At 66.9% G+C, this 18,092-nt stretch carries 21 protein-coding genes; 20 read left to right on the plus strand and 1 reads right to left on the minus strand.

The window, feature by feature from the left end; genetic code table 11:
- The first annotated feature begins 216 nt into the window (after nucleotides 1-216).
- The 18 genes from ACI2KK_RS25605 to ACI2KK_RS25690 all read left to right on the plus strand — a co-directional run bounded on the left by ACI2KK_RS25605 (nucleotide 217) and on the right by ACI2KK_RS25690 (nucleotide 15,958).
- Nucleotides 217-2,196, plus strand: coding sequence for a cytochrome D1 domain-containing protein (locus tag ACI2KK_RS25605; protein WP_404671152.1), 1,980 nt, complete (start codon nucleotides 217-219; stop codon nucleotides 2,194-2,196).
- Nucleotides 2,193-2,846 carry an SCO family protein gene (locus ACI2KK_RS25610; RefSeq protein ID WP_404671153.1) on the plus strand — a complete coding sequence of 218 codons (654 nt, stop codon included), beginning with the start codon at nucleotides 2,193-2,195 and terminating at the stop codon, nucleotides 2,844-2,846. Before ACI2KK_RS25605 ends, ACI2KK_RS25610 begins: the two co-directional genes overlap by 4 nt.
- Entirely contained in the window at nucleotides 2,843-3,499 is a 657-nt protein-coding gene (locus tag ACI2KK_RS25615; RefSeq protein WP_404671154.1) for an SCO family protein, read from the plus strand. The genes ACI2KK_RS25610 and ACI2KK_RS25615 overlap by 4 nt, the downstream gene beginning before the upstream one ends.
- Nucleotides 3,500-3,660: 161 nt before the next feature.
- A complete protein-coding gene (locus ACI2KK_RS25620) occupies nucleotides 3,661-5,148 on the plus strand; it encodes an ABC transporter substrate-binding protein (protein WP_404671168.1) in 1,488 nt (495 codons plus the stop codon).
- Between the two features lie 196 nt (nucleotides 5,149-5,344).
- Complete coding sequence (locus ACI2KK_RS25625) at nucleotides 5,345-5,983, plus strand: SurA N-terminal domain-containing protein (RefSeq protein WP_404671155.1); 639 nt, start codon at nucleotides 5,345-5,347, stop codon at nucleotides 5,981-5,983.
- Nucleotides 5,984-6,223: 240 nt separating this feature from the next.
- Nucleotides 6,224-6,757 carry a response regulator gene (locus tag ACI2KK_RS25630; protein ID WP_404671156.1) on the plus strand — a complete coding sequence of 178 codons (534 nt, stop codon included), beginning with the start codon at nucleotides 6,224-6,226 and terminating at the stop codon, nucleotides 6,755-6,757.
- A gap of 60 nt (nucleotides 6,758-6,817) precedes the next feature.
- Nucleotides 6,818-8,548 (plus strand): GspE/PulE family protein, encoded by a 1,731-nt coding sequence (locus tag ACI2KK_RS25635; RefSeq protein WP_404671157.1) that lies wholly within the window; start codon nucleotides 6,818-6,820, stop codon nucleotides 8,546-8,548.
- A complete protein-coding gene (locus ACI2KK_RS25640) occupies nucleotides 8,529-9,323 on the plus strand; it encodes a hypothetical protein (RefSeq protein ID WP_404671158.1) in 795 nt (264 codons plus the stop codon). The genes ACI2KK_RS25635 and ACI2KK_RS25640 overlap by 20 nt, the downstream gene beginning before the upstream one ends.
- A gap of 1 nt (nucleotide 9,324) precedes the next feature.
- A complete protein-coding gene (locus ACI2KK_RS25645) occupies nucleotides 9,325-9,867 on the plus strand; it encodes a PilN domain-containing protein (RefSeq protein WP_404671159.1) in 543 nt (180 codons plus the stop codon).
- Entirely contained in the window at nucleotides 9,854-10,405 is a 552-nt protein-coding gene (gene pilO / locus ACI2KK_RS25650; protein WP_404671160.1) for a type 4a pilus biogenesis protein PilO, read from the plus strand. Before ACI2KK_RS25645 ends, pilO begins: the two co-directional genes overlap by 14 nt.
- Entirely contained in the window at nucleotides 10,405-10,911 is a 507-nt protein-coding gene (locus ACI2KK_RS25655) for a hypothetical protein (protein WP_404671161.1), read from the plus strand. Before pilO ends, ACI2KK_RS25655 begins: the two co-directional genes overlap by 1 nt.
- A complete protein-coding gene (locus ACI2KK_RS25660; protein ID WP_404671162.1) occupies nucleotides 10,908-12,770 on the plus strand; it encodes a secretin N-terminal domain-containing protein in 1,863 nt (620 codons plus the stop codon). The genes ACI2KK_RS25655 and ACI2KK_RS25660 overlap by 4 nt, the downstream gene beginning before the upstream one ends.
- Nucleotides 12,767-13,240 (plus strand): type II secretion system protein, encoded by a 474-nt coding sequence (locus ACI2KK_RS25665; protein WP_217843183.1) that lies wholly within the window; start codon nucleotides 12,767-12,769, stop codon nucleotides 13,238-13,240. The genes ACI2KK_RS25660 and ACI2KK_RS25665 overlap by 4 nt, the downstream gene beginning before the upstream one ends.
- Nucleotides 13,241-13,245: 5 nt before the next feature.
- Nucleotides 13,246-13,623 carry a type II secretion system protein gene (locus ACI2KK_RS25670; RefSeq protein ID WP_217843184.1) on the plus strand — a complete coding sequence of 126 codons (378 nt, stop codon included), beginning with the start codon at nucleotides 13,246-13,248 and terminating at the stop codon, nucleotides 13,621-13,623.
- Nucleotides 13,598-14,119 carry a type II secretion system protein gene (locus ACI2KK_RS25675; RefSeq protein ID WP_404671163.1) on the plus strand — a complete coding sequence of 174 codons (522 nt, stop codon included), beginning with the start codon at nucleotides 13,598-13,600 and terminating at the stop codon, nucleotides 14,117-14,119. The genes ACI2KK_RS25670 and ACI2KK_RS25675 overlap by 26 nt, the downstream gene beginning before the upstream one ends.
- Before the next feature lie 227 nt (nucleotides 14,120-14,346).
- Nucleotides 14,347-14,676, plus strand: coding sequence for a curli production assembly/transport protein CsgE (csgE, locus tag ACI2KK_RS25680; protein WP_264082034.1), 330 nt, complete (start codon nucleotides 14,347-14,349; stop codon nucleotides 14,674-14,676).
- Nucleotides 14,673-15,086, plus strand: a complete 414-nt coding sequence (locus ACI2KK_RS25685; RefSeq protein WP_369986776.1) for a curli assembly protein CsgF — start codon at nucleotides 14,673-14,675, stop codon at nucleotides 15,084-15,086. Before csgE ends, ACI2KK_RS25685 begins: the two co-directional genes overlap by 4 nt.
- A 35-nt stretch (nucleotides 15,087-15,121) precedes the next feature.
- Nucleotides 15,122-15,958: a CsgG/HfaB family protein gene (locus ACI2KK_RS25690; RefSeq protein ID WP_404671164.1), complete on the plus strand. Its 837-nt coding sequence runs from the start codon at nucleotides 15,122-15,124 to the stop codon at nucleotides 15,956-15,958.
- 153 nt (nucleotides 15,959-16,111) lie between these two features.
- On the opposite strand, the gene ACI2KK_RS25695 is transcribed toward ACI2KK_RS25690, so the two are convergent.
- Complete coding sequence (locus tag ACI2KK_RS25695) at nucleotides 16,112-16,558, minus strand: multidrug/biocide efflux PACE transporter (RefSeq protein WP_404671165.1); 447 nt, start codon at nucleotides 16,556-16,558, stop codon at nucleotides 16,112-16,114.
- A gap of 90 nt (nucleotides 16,559-16,648) precedes the next feature.
- Between ACI2KK_RS25695 and ACI2KK_RS25700 the strand changes: the two genes are divergently transcribed.
- On the plus strand, nucleotides 16,649-17,503 hold the full coding sequence (locus ACI2KK_RS25700) for a LysR family transcriptional regulator (RefSeq protein ID WP_404671166.1): 855 nt from the start codon (nucleotides 16,649-16,651) through the stop codon (nucleotides 17,501-17,503).
- 236 nt (nucleotides 17,504-17,739) lie between these two features.
- Nucleotides 17,740-17,877, plus strand: coding sequence for a hypothetical protein (locus ACI2KK_RS25705; RefSeq protein ID WP_404671167.1), 138 nt, complete (start codon nucleotides 17,740-17,742; stop codon nucleotides 17,875-17,877).
- The last annotated feature ends 215 nt before the right edge of the window (nucleotides 17,878-18,092 follow it).

Consider the following 18,092-nt stretch of genomic DNA (forward strand, 5'->3'; position numbering starts at 1 on the left):
ACCCGGCCCCGGCTTCGGGGAAGGGTTCTGGGGGATCCTCCCCAACTTTCTCGGGTTGATATCGCAACTTACTGAATAACAAGAAAATTACCCTGTGGCACAGCCCTTGCTACTGCCACAGCAGAAGCCCCAGTCTCCCCGGAGGTGCAGCATGCTCATCCCGCTCGAACACCCAGCCCCGCACCTGCCCGTGCTGCGACCAGGGGGCCTGCGACCATGAAACGCCGACTGCACCCCGCCTACATAGGCATGCTGCTGGGCTGGGCCTTGATCGGCCTGGGCGTGGCCTACGAAAACCTCTGGTGCGATGCCCGCGAGCTGCTGCAGGAGCCCGCCGAGCCCGAGACCGGGCACCGCCTGAACCGCGACGGCGTGACCGTGGAATTCGAAGCCAAGCCCTTGGGCAACGGCGTGCTGCGCGAAGGCGACTTTGCCAGCATCCGCTTCAAGGTCAGCGACCAGAACAGCGGCCAGCCGCTGTCGGGCATGGCCCCCGGTGCCTGGCTGGACCCGGCGCAGTCGGCGCCGCTGGGCGACCGCGACAGCAGCTGCAAGGCGCGGGTGGCGTTGTTTCTGAAAAGCAGCATCGGCGCGCGGCCGCTGCTCGACCTCAACAGCTACTTCCTGCTGATGCTGAACAAGGATGCCAGCCTGACGGTGATCGACCCCACGGTGTCGGTGGGCGGTGTCACCAGCACCCTGGCGCGCATCGAGCTGCCGGGCCAGCCCATGGACTGGGTGGCCAGCAGCGATGACCGCCAGGTGTTCGTGTCCATGCCCGAACGCAACCAGGTGGCGCTGATCGACACCGAAACCTTCACCCGCGTGGCCACCCTGCCAGCAGGCGAGCAGCCGCTGCGGGTAGCGCTGCAGCCCGACCAGCGCCTGTTGTGGGTGGGCAACAACAGCAGCGACCCGGCCAAGGGCGGGGTGACGGTGATCGATGTGCCCAGCCGCAGCATGCTCAAGTCGTTCATCACCGGCTCCGGGCACCACGAGATCGCCTTCAGCGCCGACTCGCATTTTGCCTTTGTCAGCAACCGCGATGCCGGCACCCTCAGCGTCATCGATATCGCCGAGATGCGCCTGGTGAAGACCCTGCCGGCCGGCAGCCAGCCGTTGTCGGTGGCCTATTCGGCGCTGTCCCAGGCGGTGTATGTGGTCGACGGGCAAGAAGGCAAGGTGCGGGTGTTCGATGCGCGCCGCCACCAGCTGCGCCACACGGTACAGGCCGAACCGGGCCTGGGGCCGCTGCGCTTTGGCAGCGACGGGCGCTTTGGCCTGGTGCTCAACACCCTGGAGAACCAGGCCCTGGTGATCGATGCCAGCAGCGACCAGCTGATCCACCGCATCCCGGTGGCTGCCGAGCCCTATCAGGTGGCCTTCACCAAGGGCTACGCCTACGTGCGCGGCCTGGCCTCGCCCAAGGTCAGCATGATCAACCTGGCCAGCCTCGGCCAGGGCCGCACGCCGATCGTCCAGGGCTTCGAGGCCGGCCCCGCGGCGCCGCGCCAGGCCGGTGACCTGCCGCTGGCCCAGGCGGTGAGCGTGTCGCGTGACGACAACTCGGTGTTCGTGGTCAACCCGGTGGACAACACCACCTACTTCTACGCCGAGGGCATGAACGCGCCGATGTCGGGCTACAACAACCGTGGCCACCAGGCCCGCGCGGCGATCGTGGTCGACCGCAGCCTGCGCGAGGTGGCGCCGGGGGTGTACGGCTCGACGGTCAAGCTGCCGGCGGCCGGCACCTTCGATGTGGCGTTCTTGCTCAACCAGCCGCAGATCATCCACTGCTTCAGTACCGAGGTGGCGGCGTTGCCACAAAGCGCCCGGCGCAAGGGCGTGCACGCCGAGTTCATCGGCACCGCCGAGCCGCTGCTGCTGCACAGCCCGTACATGGCCCAGGTGCGCATCCTCAGCGAGGACGGCCAGCCGCGCCTGGGGCTGGGCGACCTGAGCCTGCGCTACTTCCTGGCGCCGTCTTCGCTGCCGCGCAACCAGCCGCTGAGCGAAGTGGGCGAGGGCATCTACCAGGCCCCGCTGGAGCTTGGCGAGGCCGGTGCCTGGTACCTGCACGTGCAGTCGCCAAGCCTGGGCCGCAAGTTTGCCGAAGAGAACTACACCAGCCTGCGCGTGCTACCGGCCGCGGCGGCGCCTACCGCTTCCCAAGGGGAACCCAGGAGTGTGCGATGAAGCCTGTCGATTGCGGCAAACTGCTTGCCCTGAGCCTGCTGCTGGCTAGCCAGTTGGCCTTGGCCCATGGTGGCCATGATCACGGCGGCAAGCCTGAGCAAGCCACGGCCACGCGCCAGGAAAAAGCCAGCGTGCGCTTTGCCGACGTGCCGCTGCTGGACCAAAACGGCATGCCGGTGCGCCTGGAGAAGGACCTGGTGGGCGACCACCTGGTGGTGATGGGGTTCATCTACACCAGCTGCACCACAGTGTGCCCGGTGGTGTCGTCGATCATGGGCAAGGTCCAGCAGCAGTTGGGCGGCCGGGTGGGGGAGGAGGTGCGCCTGGTGTCGATCAGCGTCGACCCGCAGCGCGATGACGCCAAGCGCCTGGCCAGCTACGCCCGTACCTTCCAGCACGGGCCGGGCTGGAGCTGGCTGACCGGCTCGCCCTACGCCATCACTGAAACCCTCAAGGGGCTGGGCAGCTTCAGCGCCAACCTCAGCGAGCACCCGCCGTTGATCCTGGTGGGCGACGGGCGCAGCGGCCACTGGACCCGCTACTTCGGCTTTACCGACCCCAGCGTGCTGGTCAACGAAGTCAATCGCCTGGGCGCGCGCCGGGTGCATGCCAAGAGCACGGCCATTGCCGGCCAGCAGGTGCAGCCATGAGCAGCCTGAGCCATCGGCGCACCGGCATGCGCGGTTTCGACTGGGTGGCACTGGGCGTGTGCCTGTGGATCTTCGCCTCGGTAGCCTTGGCCCACGAAGGCCATGCCCCCGCAGCGCAACCCGCACCGCCGGCAATCGCCAGCGGTGGCGGCACCCGCGATGCCCAGGCCTGGTTCACCGACACCGTGCTCACCGACCAGAACGGCCGGGCGCTGCGCTTTTACAGCGATGTGCTCAAGGACAAGGTGGTGATGCTCAACGTGGTCTTCACCCATTGCAACGACGCCTGCCCATTGATCACCCGCAAGCTGCGCGAGGTGCGCGAAGCCATGGGGCCTGAACTGGCGGCCCAGGTAACCTTCGTGTCGTTGAGCAGCGACCCGCTCAACGACAGCCCGGCGGTGCTCAAGGCGTTCGCTGAAAAGCAGGGTGTGGACGGGCCCAACTGGCTGTTCTTGACCGGTGACAAAGCCAGCGTCGACCTGGTGCTGGGGCGTCTGGGCCAGTTTCTGCCCAGCCCCGAGCAGCATTCCACGCAGCTGATTGCAGGCGATGTGGCCGGCAAACGCTGGAGCAAGATCCGCCCCGACGCCCCAGCCGTCGCCATTGCCCAGCGCATGCAGCTGCTGGCGCAACCCCTGGCGGGGCGGTGATGAGCACCTTCACGCTGCTGCCTGCCCGTGTAGGAGCGGCCTTGTGTCGCGATCGGGCGCGAAGCGGCCGCAATGGCTGCCAGCGAGATATATCAGGTGAGTCGGCGTCGCCTGAGTTACGGCCGCTTCGCGCCCGATCGCGACACAAGGCCGCTCCTACACTGGTTTGTCTGCTTTGGCTGTTGTGCACCCAAACCCAAGCCCTGACCCTCACCGACCAGGAGCAAGCCGGCCAGCGCCTGTACCGCCATGGCCTGTCCAGCAGTGACGCGCAGTTGCAGGCACGGGTCGGCCCCAGTGGCATCCGTGTGCCGGCCAGCGTGCTGCCGTGCGCCAGCTGCCACGGCCGCGATGGTAGCGGCCGCCCCGAAGGCGGCGTGCGCCCGCCGAGCCTGCACTGGCAGCGCCTGGCGCTGGGGCAGGGCGAGCGCCAGATCAACGGCCGGCGCTACCCGGCCTACAGCGCAGCCAGCCTGGCGCGTGCCGTCCACAGCGGCGTCGACCCCGCCGGCAACCGGCTCGACCCGGCCATGCCGCGCTTCGAGCTGACCCTGGCCGACCAGCGCAACCTTACCGCCTACCTCAAGCGCCTGGCCGATGAGCGCGACCCGGGGCTGGAAGACCAGGTGCTGCGCCTGGGCACGCTGCTGCCCGAGAGCGGCCCCCTGGCCGAGGCCGGGCGGGTAGTCCGGGCAGTGCTGCAGGACAGCATCGAACAGCTCAACCGCCAGGGCGGCCTGCACGGGCGGCGGGTGGTACTGCAAGTGGCAGACCCGGGCACCAGCGCGGCCAGCACCTCCCAGGCCCTGGCCGAGCTGGCGCAGCGCCAGGTGTTCGCCCTGGTGGCGCCGCTGGCACCCTGGCTCGACAGTGGCGCATTGGCAGGCGAGGGCCTGCCGCTGGTGGGGGCCACGCCGCTGGACGGTGGCGGGCCGCAGGTGTTCGACCCGTTGCCGGCGCTGCCTGAACAGTTGCTGAGCGTGGCCGTGCATGCTCGCGAGGTGTTGGGCCTGCAAAACCTGCAGGTGGTCTTCGCCGGGCAGGATCAGGCCCTCGCTGCCGGAATGCTGCTGGAGCGCATGCGGCAACTCGGCCACAACCCGCCGCCGGTGCAGCCCTTCGAGGGCAGGGCGGTGGCGGGCGAGGGCATCGTTTTTCTCGGTAGCTCCCGGGCATTCGCCGAGCTTGGCGCAGCGCTCGAGCGCGAGGGGCGTCAACCCTACCTGCTGGCCGCTTCGGCGCAGGTGGCCAGCGCGCTGCCAGGGTTGTCGGCGCACTGGTCGCAGCGCCTGCTGCTGGCCTATCCCTTCGCCCCCTCGGACTGGAGCGCACCAGGCCGCGAGGCGTTGCAGGGGGTGCGCCAGCGCCAGGGGCTGGATGGGCGCCAGGCAGCGTTGCAGGTGAGCACGCTGTGTGCCTGGCAATTGCTGGTCGAAGCGCTGCGACAGGTCGGGCGCGACGCCAGCCGCGAGGGGCTGATTGCAGCGCTTGAGCAGTTGCATGGCGTCGATACCGGGCTGACCCCGGCCTTGGGCTTTGGCCCGGGGCGCCGGCAGGGGCTGGCGGGGGCCCATGTGGTGCAGGTCAGCCTGCCGGGGCCGGGCTTCACCGAGGTGGCGCCGTACCGGGCGGTGCCGGAGCTTCCATAGTGAAAGGGTTATGTGTAGGCGCCCCCCTGTAGGAGCGGCCTTGTGCCGCGAAAGGGACGCGCAGCGGCCCCAGGATCTCGGCATCATGCAAAATCGTCGGGGCTGCTTAGCAGCCCTGTCGCGACACGAGGCCGCTCCTACAGAGAGGGTGCCCGATCAGTTCCACGGCTGAGCTTGCCTCACTTGGAGAACCGCGATGCGTAGATGGCTGCTTTGCCTGCTGATGCTGGCCCCGCTTTGCCAAGCCGACATGCCCGTGGCCCGGGTCAATGGTGTGGCCATCGGCGTACTGCGCCTGGAGCATTACTTCAGCGAGTACCTGGAGGCCCAGGGCCGGGCAGTGACCAGCATCCGCAACCCGCAGCTGTACCGGCGCCTGCGCGATCAGGCGTTGGACGAGCTGATCGACAAGGAGCTGCTGTGGCAGGCGGCGCAGCGCCTGGGCATCGTGGTCAGCGACGCGCAGGTGGCGGCGCAGGTGGCGCAAGTGGAGGCGGCATTCGCAAGCCCGGTGCTGTTCGAGCGGCGGCTGGAGGCGGCAGGTTTCGACCGGGCCGGGTTCGCCGAGTACACCCGCCACGAACTGGCCGCCCAGCTGGCCTATGCGCGGCTGAGCGAAGTGGCACCGCCGGCAGATGACGAGGTGCAGGCGTTCTACCAGGCCAACCGAGAAAACCTTGCACAAAGACAGAACCAAAGTGATAACACTTCAGTCTCAACGCAAACACCCCTGGCCTTGGCCCGGGAACTGCTGCTGGCACAGCAGCAGGCCCAGGCGCGGCAGTCGGCCCGCCAACGTTTGCGGGAATCCGCTACAGTGGAGCGCATCGACTGAGCGCTGCAGCGGGGCGTTCCCCACTAGTGGGGAATGCACTCGGGGGCAAAGTGCCATCAGTTTCCCCGCTTGTGGGGAACGGCCTGCGGTGCTGCCTTTGGGCTTTACAAAGTATTAAGCAATATCAACAACTTGAATGCGCTATGCGGTAACCCTTCATGCCTGGCACGAAGCCTGCTCAAGCCTGTACAAGGCCGCACTTCGCAGACCGGGAAACCGGGCAGTTCATGGGAGCGGACCTTGGTGAACAGAGTATTGGTGGTCGACGACGAACAGACCCTTGCGCAGAACCTGCAGGCGTATTTGCAGGCGCAAGGCCTGGAGGTCCAGGTTGCCCACGACGGTGCCAGCGGTATCAGCCTGGCTGAAAACCTCGCACCGGACGTGATTGTGCTGGATTACCGCTTGCCCGACATGGAGGGGTTTCAGGTTCTGGAGACTGTGCGCAGGAACAGGCAGTGCCATTTCGTGCTGATTACCGCCCATCCTACCGCCGAGGTACGGGAGCGGGCCGCCGAACTTGGAGTGAGCCATGTCCTGTTCAAGCCGTTCCCGTTGATGGAACTGGCCCGCGCGATCTTCGACCTGATGGGCATAGAGCGCCAGCGCAGGGCCACGGACCGCCCGGCAGAGGGCTTTGTCGAGCGACGCCAGAACAGGAACCAATCGTTCCCCTTGCAGTTGTTCGATGGCAGCTGGGTATTGGCCGACCGCCGACGTAACGGCGACACACCGGCCAAACCTGACGACGACCAACTGCTCACCGGGGAATAGCGGCGCCCGCGGCCCCTCCCTTCAGAGCCTGCGACGCGCCCCTGAGCGGAGTCGCAGGCCATGTCCCAGGCAATCGACGTTTGTGGTGAGGGCCTCATCGCCGGCAAGCCGGCTCCTACCGAGGTTGCCTGGCCGCCCAGAGAGGCCTACCCACGCGACCTGCTGACCCAGGCCCGCCTGCAAGCCGGTGAAGAGCGCCTGCTGGGCTGCCTCGAGCGCCTGTCCTGCGACACCCCGGCCATCTTCACCCAGCGCCTGGCCGTCACCCTGCATTACCCGCTGCTCGACACCCAGGCGCTGTTCGCCAGCACCCCAGCGTTCGCCCAGGTGAGCCTGGCCCAGTGCCTGAAACGCGAGTTCGCCCTGGTGGAACACGCAGGCGAACTGATCGGCGTGTTCGCCGACCCCTTCGACAGTGCCCGCCTGGCCTGGATCGACGACTGCCTGCAAGGCGCGCCGCTGTACCTGGCGCACGCCGCCGACCTTGCCGCCTACCTGGCCCGCCACGAAGAAAGTTTCCACGCCGTCGACGCCCTCGACCATGGCACCGAGGTCAGCGCCCAGGGCGATGCCTTGCAGCGCCTGTCGCTGACCAGCATCAGCGAGGACCAGAGCCGGGTGGTCAAGCTGGTCAACTCGACCCTGTACGACGCCCTCAAGCTGCATGCCAGCGATATTCACCTGGGCATGACCGGCCAGGGCCTGACCATCAAGTACCGCATCGACGGCGTGCTCAACGGTGCCGGCAAGGCCAGTGGCAACGAGTTCGCCGAGCAGGTGATCTCGCGCATCAAGGTCATGGCCGAGCTGGACATCGGCGAAAAACGCGTGCCCCAGGATGGCCGCTTCAAGGTGGCCATCGGCGAGCGGCAGATCGACTTCCGGGTGTCGATCATGCCCAGCATCTTCGGTGAAGACGCCGTGCTGCGGGTGCTCGACAAGCAGGACCTCACCGACCAGGTCAGCGGCCTGCAGCTGCAGGCCCTGGGTTTCGAGGAGCACACCCTGCGCGCCCTGCGCCGGCTGGCCAGCGAGCCCTACGGGATGATCCTGGTCACCGGCCCCACCGGCAGCGGCAAGACCACCACGCTGTACGCCATGCTCAGCGAGATCAACCACGGCGTGGACAAGATCATCACCATCGAAGACCCGGTGGAGTACCAGTTGCCCGGGGTACTGCAGATTCCGGTCAACGAGAAAAAGGGCCTGACCTTCGCCCGTGGCCTGCGTTCGATCCTGCGCCACGACCCGGACAAGATCCTGGTGGGTGAGATCCGCGACCCGGACACCGCGCAGATTGCCGTGCAGTCGGCGCTCACCGGGCACCTGGTGTTCACCACCATCCACGCCAACAACGTGTTCGACGTGATCGGCCGCTTCAGCCAGATGCAGGTCGACCCCTACAGCTTCGTCTCGGCGCTCAACGCCGTGCTGGCCCAGCGCCTGGTGCGTCTGGCCTGCACCCACTGCGCGGTGCCTTGCGAGGTGGACGATGAACTGCTGGCCGCCTCCGGCCTTACCCGCGAAGCGGTCAGCGGCTGGCAGTTCGTCCGCGCCCAGGGCTGCGGCCAGTGCCGCGGCAGCGGCTACCGCGGGCGTAACGCCATCGCCGAACTGCTGCACCTGGACGACGACCTGCGGCAGATGATCGTCGAACGTCGCCCGCTCTCGCAGATCAAGCAGGTCGCCTGCCAACGCGGGCTGCGGCTGCTGCGCGCCTCGGCCCTGGACCTGGTCCGCAACGGCCGCACCACACTCGAGGAGATCAACCGTGTCACATTCATTGTCTGATCGGGGCGCCTGCCGCTATTGCGCGGTACTGGGCGCCGAAGGTGTGGGGGTGGGCCGCTGGCAGGGCCAGCAGCACCAGTGGCTGGGTAGCCAGGCGTTTGCCTGCCAGGCCGCACACCCGGCCTGGGCTGCGGCGCTGGAGGCGCTGGGCAACCTGCTGGCCGAGCACAAGGTGCAGGGCGGCCAGCTGCGGGTGCTGTTGTCGGCGCGCTTCAGCCGCTTCTGCCTGGTGCCGTGGAGCGATGCCATCGGCCACCCGCGCGAGCTGGACGCCTACGCCCAGGCCTGCTTCGAGAACCTCTACGGCCAGGCCCTGGACGACTGGCGGATTGTCCTGTCGCCGGAGCCGGCCGGTGCCCCGCGCATCGCCACCGCGCTGCCTGAGGCGTTGCTGCAGGGCCTGCAGGCGCTGGGCAAGGAGCGCCGCTTGAGCCTGCGCTCGGTGCAGCCATACCTGATGGCCGCCTACAACCGCTGCGCGGCGCAGCTGGAGCCGGGCAACTTCCTGTTCGTGCTGGCCGAGCCACGGCGCAGCGTGCTGCTGCTGGCGGCGGGCGGCAACTGGCAGCAGGTGCTGGCCCAGGGCTGCGCCGACAACGACCAGGCCCTCGAGGCGCTGATCGAGCGCACCGGCGAGCTGTACGGCGAGCCGCTGCCGCGGGTGTACCTGCATGCCCCCGGGCGCCAGGCGGCCTCGAGCCTGGCGGCGGTGCAGCTGTGCAGCCTGGCAGCCGAGCCTGACCCGCTGTGCGCCATGTGGCGGGCGGTGGCTTGACATGCGCCGCCTCGACCTGGAATTTCAGCCACGCCAAAGCAGCCCGCTGGCCTGGGCCCTGCTGGCCCTGGGCGGCGCCGTGGTGGCGGTGCTGGTGCTGGCCCAGCAGCAACTGGTGAGCGAGCAGGTGGGCCTGGAGGCCCGCGTGCATGCCCTCGAACTCAAGCTTGGCCGCCGCCCGGCCACCGCCGCGCCGCAAAGCAGCGCAGTGCTGCGCGAGCAGGCCGAGCGCCTGGCACAGATGCGCAATGTGTCGCAGCAACTGCAACGGCCGTGGCAGCAACTGTTCGCCATGCTCGAGGCGCTGCCCCAGGACGATGTGGCGCTGCTCAGCCTGACCCCGGACGCACGCAAGGGCCAGGTACGCATCAGCGCCGAGGCGCGCAACCTCGAGGCCATGCTGCAGTACCACCAGCGCCTGGAGCGCAGCGAGGAGCTGTCGGATGTGTCGCTGCTCAACCACGAAGTGCTGGCCAGCCAGCCTGAGCACCCGGTGCGTTTCAACCTGACCGCCACCTGGGAGACCGGCCATGCGCGTCCCTAGCCTGATCCTCCACGAAGCCGTCGCCCGCCTGGGCCGCGCCGGTGTCGCTGCAGTGCTGCTGGCAGCCGTGGCCCTGGGCCTGGCGCTGGCCGGGGTGTTGCCGCAGTGGCAAATGGTGCGTGAGTTGCGCGCCAGCGAAGCCGATGCCAGCGCCCAGGTGCGCCGGGTGGAACGCGGCGAGCTGAAGCTTGCCGCGCGCCCCGAGCAGCAGGCGCTGGACGACCTGCGCCAGCAACTGCCCGGCCAGCCCCAGGCCAGCGAGTTGATCGAGCGCCTGTACCACCTGGCCAGCGCCGAGCAGATCAGCCTGGCGCGCGGCGAGTACGCCCTGGGGGTGGACCCGAAGACCCAGCTTGCGCGCTACCAGATCACCCTGCCGGTGCGCGGCAGCTACCCGCAGATCCGCGGTTTTCTCAAGGCCTTGCTCGGCCAGTTGCCGACCCTGGTGCTGGAAGACCTGGAGCTGCAACGCAAACGTATCGGCGACCGTGAACTGAGCGGCCGCGTGCGCATGACCCTTTACCTGTCGAGGTCGTGATGAACAGCAGGCGTGCAGTGATCTGGATCGGTTTTCTCGGGCTCAGCGGTGCGCTGGCGTGGGCGCCGGGGCATTGGTTCGGGCAGGAAGACGATGTGGGCGCTTTCGCGGGCAAGCCCGCTCCCACAGAAAGCGTGGCAGCCACCGCTCCTGTGGGAGCGGGCTTGCCCGCGAAAGGGCCGGAGCAGGCCTCAGGCGACCTGTTCCCCAGCCAGCAATGGAGCGCACCGCAAGTGCTGGCCACCGTCACCGAACAACCGGTCGAGGTCACCCCGGTGGAGATCGTGCCCACCGCACCGACCCTGCCATTCCAGTTCGTCGGCCGCCTGGGCGACCGTGACGACCTGCAGGTGTTTCTGCAGGACGGCGAAAAGCTCTACGTCGTGCGCCAGGGCGACGTGATCGAAGACACCTACCGCCTCGACCATGTCTCGGCCACCGAACTGGGCCTGGTCTACCTGCCACTGCACCAGCTACAGACCCTGTCTGTCGGGAGCGCACCATGAAGCCTTCGAAGTTGTGCAAACCTGCTCCGTTCCTGCTGCTGGCGCTGTGCGCGGCCATCGCCGGGTGCAACTCCAATGCGGTGCGCGAGGAAAGCGAGGAGCTGATACAGGGCGGCCAGTACGAGGCGGGCATCGCCCGCCTGGAAGAAGCCCTGCGCGAAGAGCCGCGCAACACCGAGCTGAACATCGCCCTGGCCCATGGCCGCCAGGCGGCGGTCGAGGCATTGCTGGGCGAGGCCGACAGCGCGCGCATCCGCCACGACTTCGTCAGTGCCCGCATGGGTTACGGCCGGGTGCTGACCATCGAGCCGAACAACCGCCGCGCCCAAGAAGGCGTGCGCCAAATCGAGCTGATCCGCACCCTCGACGAGCGCGTGGCGCTGGGCCAGGCGGCGTTGCGCCAGGGCGATTTGTTCGGTGCCGAGCGCTACATGCGCGAGGTGCTGCGCCTGGACCCGCAAAACCAGAAGGGCCAGCTGCTGCGCACCGACATCGAGAACGTCCAGGCGCGTACTGCCACCCCGTACCCGCAGTTGCGCAGCCGCCTGGAACGCCCGGTCACCCTGGAGTTTCGCGACGCCAACCTGAAGACCATCTTCGAGGTGCTGGCCCAGGTGGCGGGGATCAACTTCATCTTCGACAAGGACCTACGCCCGGACATGAAAGCCACCATCTTCGTGCGTGAAGTGCGCATCGAGGATGCCGTGCAACTGCTGCTGGAGCAGAACCAGTTGCACCAGAAGATCGTCAACGACAACACCTTGCTGATCTACCCCGACTCGCCGCAGAAGACCAAGGACTACCAAGAGCTGGTGATGCGCACTTTCTACCTCACCAGCATCGATGCCAACACCGCGCTGAACATGGTCAAGACCATGCTCAAGACCCGCGACGTGTTCGTCGACGAACGCCTCAACACCCTGACCATGCGCGACACCCCCGACGCCGTGCGCATGGCCGAGAAGCTGCTGCAGTCCCAGGACCAGTCCAACCCCGAGGTGGTGCTGGAGGTGGAGGTGATGGAGGTGGCCCGTTCGCGCATCCTCGACCTGGGCCTGCAATGGCCCAACACCTTCGGTGTGATCAACAGCGACGGCACCCCGGTGGGCGTGCTCGACCAGTTGCGCGGCATCGACTCCAGCCGCATCAGCATCTCGCCGGCGCCCCAGGCCAAGATCAACGCCCAGGACAAGGACATCAACACCCTGGCAAGCCCGGTGATCCGCGTCAGCAACCGCGAGCAGGCGCGCATCCATATCGGCCAGCGGGTGCCGATCATCAGCGCCACCTCGGTGCCGTCCACCCAAGGGCCGGTGATCACCGAAAGCGTTACCTACCTGGACGTGGGCCTGAAGCTCGAGGTGCAGCCCACCGTGCACCTGAACAACGAAGTGGCGATCAAGATTGCCCTGGAGGTCAGCAACGCCACGCCGCTGGAGCCCACCCGCCAGGGCACCATCCCGGTGCAGGTCGACACCCGCAACGCCCAGACCAGCCTGCGCTTGCACGACGGCGAAACCCAGGTGCTGGCGGGCCTGGTGCGCAACGACCATAACAGCAGCGGCAACAAGATCCCGGGCCTTGGCGACATTCCCGGGCTGGGCCGGCTGTTTGGCAGCAACAAGGACGACATGAGCAAGTCTGAGCTGGTGCTGGCGATCACCCCGCGCATCGTGCGTAACCTGCCGTACCAGAGCCCGTCGGACATGGAGTTCGCCACCGGCACCGAGTCGGCCCTGTCGGTGCGCCAGCTGATCCCGCCACCCCCCGTCGCCGTGGTGCCGACCGAAGGTGGCCAGGCCCCGGCAGGCCAGGGCCAGATGGCCGTGGTGCCGGCCCCGCTGAGCCCGCAGCCATGAACCGCAAGCAGCGCGGTTTCAGCCTGATCGAGGTGGTAATCACCCTGGCGCTGCTGGGGTTGCTGGCCAGCATGGCCGCGCCACTGACCGAAACCGTGGTGCGCCGCGGCAAGGAACAACAGCTGCGCGAGGCGCTGTACCAGATTCGCGATGCCATCGATGCCTACAAGCGCGCCTTCGATGCCGGCTACATCGAGAAGCGCCTGAACGGCAGCGGCTACCCGCCGAACCTGCAGGTGCTGGTGGACGGGGTGCGCGATGTGCGCAGCGCCAAGGGGGCGAAGTTCTACTTCCTGCGGCGCATCCCCCACGACCCGCTGCTGACGGCCAAGCGCAACGACGGCGGCGGCTGGGGGCTGCGCGCCTACGACAGCAGCGCCGACAACCCGCGCGAGGGCGAGGACGTCTTCGACGTGTATTCCACGGCCCGTGGCAAGGGCCTGAACAACATCCCCTACGGGCAATGGTGACCGCCATGAAACCCCGCAGCCGCGGCTTCACCCTGATCGAACTGCTGGTGGTGCTGGCGATCATCGCCACGCTGATGACCATTGCCTTGCCGCGTTACTTCAACAGCCTTGAAGCCTCCCGCGAGGCCACCTTGCGCCAGAGCCTGGCGGTGATGCGCGAAGCGCTGGACCATTACTACGGCGACACCGGCCACTACCCCGAATCCCTCGACCAGCTGGTGGACCAGCGCTACCTGCGCAACACCCCGGTCGACCCGATCACCGAACGCCGTGATGCCTGGCAACTGGTGCCGCCGCCCGAGGGTGTGGCCGGCAGCGTTGCCGACATCAAGAGCGGAGCAGGCGGGAGGGCGCGCGATGGCAGCCTCTACGCCGACTGGTGAAGCCGGTTTCACCTACCTGGGTGTGCTGTTTCTGATTGCGGTCAGCAGCATGGCCCTGGCCGCCACCGGCACCCTGTGGGCCACCGCCGTGCAGCGCGAGCACGAGCGCCAGTTGCTGTGGGTGGGCGGGCAATACGCCCAGGCCCTGCGCAGCTACTACCGGGCCTCGCCGGGCCTGGCCCAGTACCCCAAGGAGCTGGCCGACCTGCTGGAGGATGACCGCTTCCCGTCGCCGCAGCGCCACCTGCGCAGGCTCTACCCGGACCCGGTGACCGGCAGCGACGACTGGGGCCTGACGCGCAGTGAAGACGGGCGGATCAGCGGGGTGTACAGCCGCTCCGACAGCATGCCGCTCAAACGCAGTGGCTTTGACGCGGCCTGGAGCAGCTTCGAGGGCGTCGAGCATTACAGCGACTGGCAGTTCGTCGCCGAGCAGGCGTTCAGCGAAAGCGCCGCCGGGGCACGCCAGCACACAGGGCAGGGGGAGACGCCATGAATAGCCTCCATGCTGCGCCATTTTCAAAGGCTTGCCAGGCACCCTGTGGGAGCGGGCTTGCCCGCGAAGAAGCCAACACGGTGTATGGCACCGGCAATGCCGGTGTTCGCGAGCAAGCCCGCTCCCACAGGCCCCTGCCAAATCAACAAGTCGTGTTCAGCCCTGTCAAGTCGCTGGTCGTGCTGCTGTGCCTGTACCTGGCCCTGCACACCCCAGCCCGCGCCGCGATGGAAGACGAGATGGCCGGCTTCATCGTCGACAACACCATCTCGCACATCGGCCACGACTTCTACAACGCCTTCAGCGACCGCCTGCGGGCCACCAGCGAGCTGAATTTCAACCTGGTGGTGCGCGAACGCCCGGATGCCCGCTGGGGCAGCCTGGTGACCGTGGAGTACGAGCGTGAAGTGGTGTACCGGCGCTTTCTGGCACCCAACACCACGCAACTGACCATCGAGGCCAACGCGGCCGCCGACCTGGTGCGCCAGCAGATCGTCCAGCGCAAGCTGCAACGGCTGCTGCAGGACACCACCGACCTGGAGAGGGACGAGCTATGAACACCCACAAGCCCCGGCACATTGCCGCCTGCCTGCTGGCTGCAGGCCTCGGTGGCCAGGCCCTGGCCACGGAACTGGTGTACACCCCGGTGAACCCGGCCTTCGGTGGCAACCCGCTCAATGGCACCTGGCTGCTGAACAACGCCCAGGCGCAGAACGACTACGACGACCCGGACCTGAAAAGCCGCACCTCGGCCTTTACCGGCACCTCGGCCCTGGAGCGCTTTACCAACCAGCTGGAATCGCGGCTGCTGGGGCAACTGCTGGACAACATCAGCAACGGCACCACGGGCAGCATGTCCACCAGTGCCTTCCTGATCGACGTCATCGACGACGGCGGGGCCTTGAGCATCAAGGTCACCGACCGCGCCACCGGGCAAATTTCGATCATCCAGGTCAGTGGCCTGTAAGCCAGGGACGGATGTTGACTGGGGAGAGCACCACCATGAAACGCCTGTTGAGCACTTTGCTGATACTCACCGCCCTGCAGGGCTGCGGCCTGCGCGAGCCGATGCCGGCCGAACACGACAGCGAAACGCCCACGCTGACCCCGCGCGCCTCGACCTACTACGACCTGCTCAACATGCCGCGCCCGCGCGGGCGGCTGATGGCGGTGGTGTATGGCTTTCGCGACCAGACCGGGCAATACAAGCCGACCCCGGCCAGTTCGTTTTCCACCAGCGTCACCCAGGGGGCGGCGAGCATGCTGATGGATGCGCTCAATGCCAGTGGCTGGTTCGTGGTGCTGGAGCGCGAGGGCCTGCAGAACCTGTTGACCGAGCGCAAGATCATCCGCGCCTCGCAGAAAAAGGCCGAGGTGCCGGAGAACATCCAGGCCGAACTGCCGCCGCTGCAAGCAGCCAACCTGATGCTCGAAGGCGGGATCATCGCCTACGACACCAACGTGCGCAGTGGCGGGGAGGGCGCGCGCTACCTGGGTATCGACATTTCCCGGGAGTACCGGGTGGACCAGGTGACGGTGAACCTGCGGGCAGTGGATGTGCGCACCGGGCAGGTGCTGGCCAACGTGATGACCAGCAAGACCATCTATTCGGTGGGGCGCAGTGCGGGGGTGTTCAAGTTCATCGAGTTCAAGAAGCTGCTCGAGGCAGAGGTGGGGTACACCACCAACGAACCGGCGCAGTTGTGCGTGCTGTCGGCCATCGAGGCGGCGGTGGGGCACCTGCTGGCCCAGGGGATCGAGCGGCGCTTGTGGCAGGTGGCGGACGGCAGCGATGGGGCGGGGGTGGATAAATACCTGAGCCAGAATGAGGGGTCTTGAGGGGGCGTGGGGGCCTGATGCAGATGGGCCGGCCTGTGCTGGCCCCATCGCCGGCAAGCCGGCTCCTACAGGCAGCGCGCGGGGTTAAAGCCGGGCGCTACTTGTAGGAGCCGGCTTGCCGGCGATGGGGCCGGAGCAGGCCGGTGTCATGCATCAGGAGGCCTGGGCACCGCTGCCATTGCCCGACAAGTGCTGCTTGAGCTTGTCGAAGCCCCAGTTGTACAGCACGGTGTACGGCAGGATGAACACGAAGAAACCTGCCTCCAGCATGAAGGCCGTGACCAGGCCGATATCCAGCATCCACATCGCCATCGGCAGGCACAACACGATGATTCCGCCTTCGAACCCCAGCCCGTGCAGCAACCGGTTGGCAAAGCTCCACTGCGACCGGGGCCGGGCGGTGAAGCGGTCGACCAGCGCGTTGTAGGCCATGTTCCAGCCCATGGCGATCAGCGAGATCACCAGCGCCAGGGCGCCGGTGGTTTCCATCGGCTTGTCGAACACCCAGGCCATGACCGGGGCCGACAGCACCACCGCACCGATTTCATAGCCGATGGCGTGGGTGAGCCGTTCAGTGAGGGAGACACGGTTGCCTTGCATGATTGCACCTGCGTTGAGCCAAATGATGCTTCACATGCTCGTTGATAAAACTGATACTGAACACATAACAGCCATCGGTTTTATCAATACATGCGCTATTCACCGGAATCCCTCGTGGCGTTTGTCGAGGCTGCAGCCCTGGGCTCGTTCTCGGCTGCCGCACGCAAGTTGAACAAGAGCCAGTCCACGATCAGCATCGCCATCGCCAACCTTGAGGCGGATGTGGGCTGCCAGTTGTTCGACCGCAGCGGCCGCCACCCGCAGCTCAACGAGGCCGGGCGGCTGGTGCTGGCACGGGTGGACGAGATTCTCGCCGCCAGCGAGCGCCTGGACGCGTTGTCCATGCGCCTTGCGGCGCAGGTCGAGCCTTTGCTGTCGGTGGTGGCCACCGACATCTACAGCCCGATCTTTTTCGGCGATGTGGTGGCCCGCTTCGCCGAGCGCTTCCCCGACACCGAACTGCGTTGCGGGCCGGCCGAGGATGCCGATGCCATCGACATGGTCCAGGCCGGCCAGGCGCACCTGGCTATTCTTGCGGCGCAGCCCGGCTACCCGGCGGACGTCGCCGCGCAGCGCCTGGCCGGGCAGGCGCAGTTCGGCGTGTACGTGGCGGCCAGTCACCCGCTGGCGGCGCTGGCGCAGGTGGCGCCAGACCAGCTCAAGGGCGAGCGCCAGCTGTTCATCCGCACTTATGCGCGCGGCAGCGAGCCGGCCAGCAGCCAGGCCTGGTCGGCGCCGGACTACCTGACCTTGATGGAGTTTGCCGGCCGTGGTTTTGGTTGGGCCGAGTTGCCCAGGGTGATGGTCGAGCGCTTTGGCAAGGACCTGGTGGAGCTGCAGGTACGGGGTTACCCGCGCAGTGTCGACATCGATGTGGCCTGGTCGCGCAAGGCGCCGCTGGGGGTGGCGGGGCAGTGGTTGCTTGGGCAGGTGCTGGAGGGCTGAGGTGTGTATTTTGGTTTTGAGGGTGGTTGGGGGGCTTTGGTCGGTTTCGTGCATGGAATTTCTGGCAGAAGCAGCCACTCTTAAGTGCTGCACGCCGTTTGAGGGCTGCTCCCTTCCAACAAGAAAAGCCATGGGGGTTGTACATGAGTTGTCTGATTTGTGCGGGGCAGGCGCAAAGCGTCGAATGCCCGTCGGGGTTTGAGCAGCGCTGCTGTGCGTTGTGTGGGAGTTATCGGATGTCCCAGGCGCTGGTGTTGCGGATGATGGACGAGGGGCAGATTTTCGATGCTCAGCGGATGAGGGATTGGCTTGCCGGGCGGCGGGTTGAGGGGGAGGTACCTATCATTGAGTTGCATGAGGCGATTGTCGTGTGACGGGGGTGTTTTTTGGATGGGCTGGTATTTTTGCTGAGTCTGTTGGGTCTGGTTTAGTTGGTTTAGTTGGTTTAGTTGGTGTTGAAAGTTGTAGGCGCATTCATTATTTGTATTGACGCGTATTCACCTTTCCGCCCTTACGGCGGGTTACTTTTTTTCGTGGAAAAAAGTAACCAAAAACCGTGCGCTCCATTCATCCGGCCCCTGCGCTTCGC

Source organism: Pseudomonas sp. NPDC089406, from assembly GCF_044900265.1.
Taxonomy (GTDB): Bacteria; Pseudomonadota; Gammaproteobacteria; order Pseudomonadales; family Pseudomonadaceae; genus Aquipseudomonas; species Aquipseudomonas fakonensis.

What these genes read in the sequence shown, in the direction of transcription:
- ACI2KK_RS25605 (WP_404671152.1), top strand. Translation starts at nt 217, where the DNA reads ATGAAACGCCGACTGCACCCCGCCTACATAGGCATGCTGCTGGGCTGG.
- ACI2KK_RS25610 (WP_404671153.1), top strand. Translation starts at nt 2,193, where the DNA reads ATGAAGCCTGTCGATTGCGGCAAACTGCTTGCCCTGAGCCTGCTGCTG.
- ACI2KK_RS25615 (WP_404671154.1), top strand. Translation starts at nt 2,843, where the DNA reads ATGAGCAGCCTGAGCCATCGGCGCACCGGCATGCGCGGTTTCGACTGG.
- ACI2KK_RS25625 (WP_404671155.1), top strand. Translation starts at nt 5,345, where the DNA reads ATGCGTAGATGGCTGCTTTGCCTGCTGATGCTGGCCCCGCTTTGCCAA.
- ACI2KK_RS25635 (WP_404671157.1), top strand. Translation starts at nt 6,818, where the DNA reads ATGTCCCAGGCAATCGACGTTTGTGGTGAGGGCCTCATCGCCGGCAAG.
- ACI2KK_RS25645 (WP_404671159.1), top strand. Translation starts at nt 9,325, where the DNA reads ATGCGCCGCCTCGACCTGGAATTTCAGCCACGCCAAAGCAGCCCGCTG.
- pilO (WP_404671160.1), top strand. Translation starts at nt 9,854, where the DNA reads ATGCGCGTCCCTAGCCTGATCCTCCACGAAGCCGTCGCCCGCCTGGGC.
- ACI2KK_RS25655 (WP_404671161.1), top strand. Translation starts at nt 10,405, where the DNA reads ATGAACAGCAGGCGTGCAGTGATCTGGATCGGTTTTCTCGGGCTCAGC.
- ACI2KK_RS25660 (WP_404671162.1), top strand. Translation starts at nt 10,908, where the DNA reads ATGAAGCCTTCGAAGTTGTGCAAACCTGCTCCGTTCCTGCTGCTGGCG.
- ACI2KK_RS25665 (WP_217843183.1), top strand. Translation starts at nt 12,767, where the DNA reads ATGAACCGCAAGCAGCGCGGTTTCAGCCTGATCGAGGTGGTAATCACC.
- ACI2KK_RS25670 (WP_217843184.1), top strand. Translation starts at nt 13,246, where the DNA reads ATGAAACCCCGCAGCCGCGGCTTCACCCTGATCGAACTGCTGGTGGTG.
- ACI2KK_RS25675 (WP_404671163.1), top strand. Translation starts at nt 13,598, where the DNA reads ATGGCAGCCTCTACGCCGACTGGTGAAGCCGGTTTCACCTACCTGGGT.
- csgE (WP_264082034.1), top strand. Translation starts at nt 14,347, where the DNA reads ATGGAAGACGAGATGGCCGGCTTCATCGTCGACAACACCATCTCGCAC.
- ACI2KK_RS25685 (WP_369986776.1), top strand. Translation starts at nt 14,673, where the DNA reads ATGAACACCCACAAGCCCCGGCACATTGCCGCCTGCCTGCTGGCTGCA.
- ACI2KK_RS25690 (WP_404671164.1), top strand. Translation starts at nt 15,122, where the DNA reads ATGAAACGCCTGTTGAGCACTTTGCTGATACTCACCGCCCTGCAGGGC.
- ACI2KK_RS25695 (WP_404671165.1), bottom strand. Translation starts at nt 16,558, where the DNA reads ATGCAAGGCAACCGTGTCTCCCTCACTGAACGGCTCACCCACGCCATC.
- ACI2KK_RS25700 (WP_404671166.1), top strand. Translation starts at nt 16,649, where the DNA reads ATGCGCTATTCACCGGAATCCCTCGTGGCGTTTGTCGAGGCTGCAGCC.
- ACI2KK_RS25705 (WP_404671167.1), top strand. Translation starts at nt 17,740, where the DNA reads ATGTCCCAGGCGCTGGTGTTGCGGATGATGGACGAGGGGCAGATTTTC.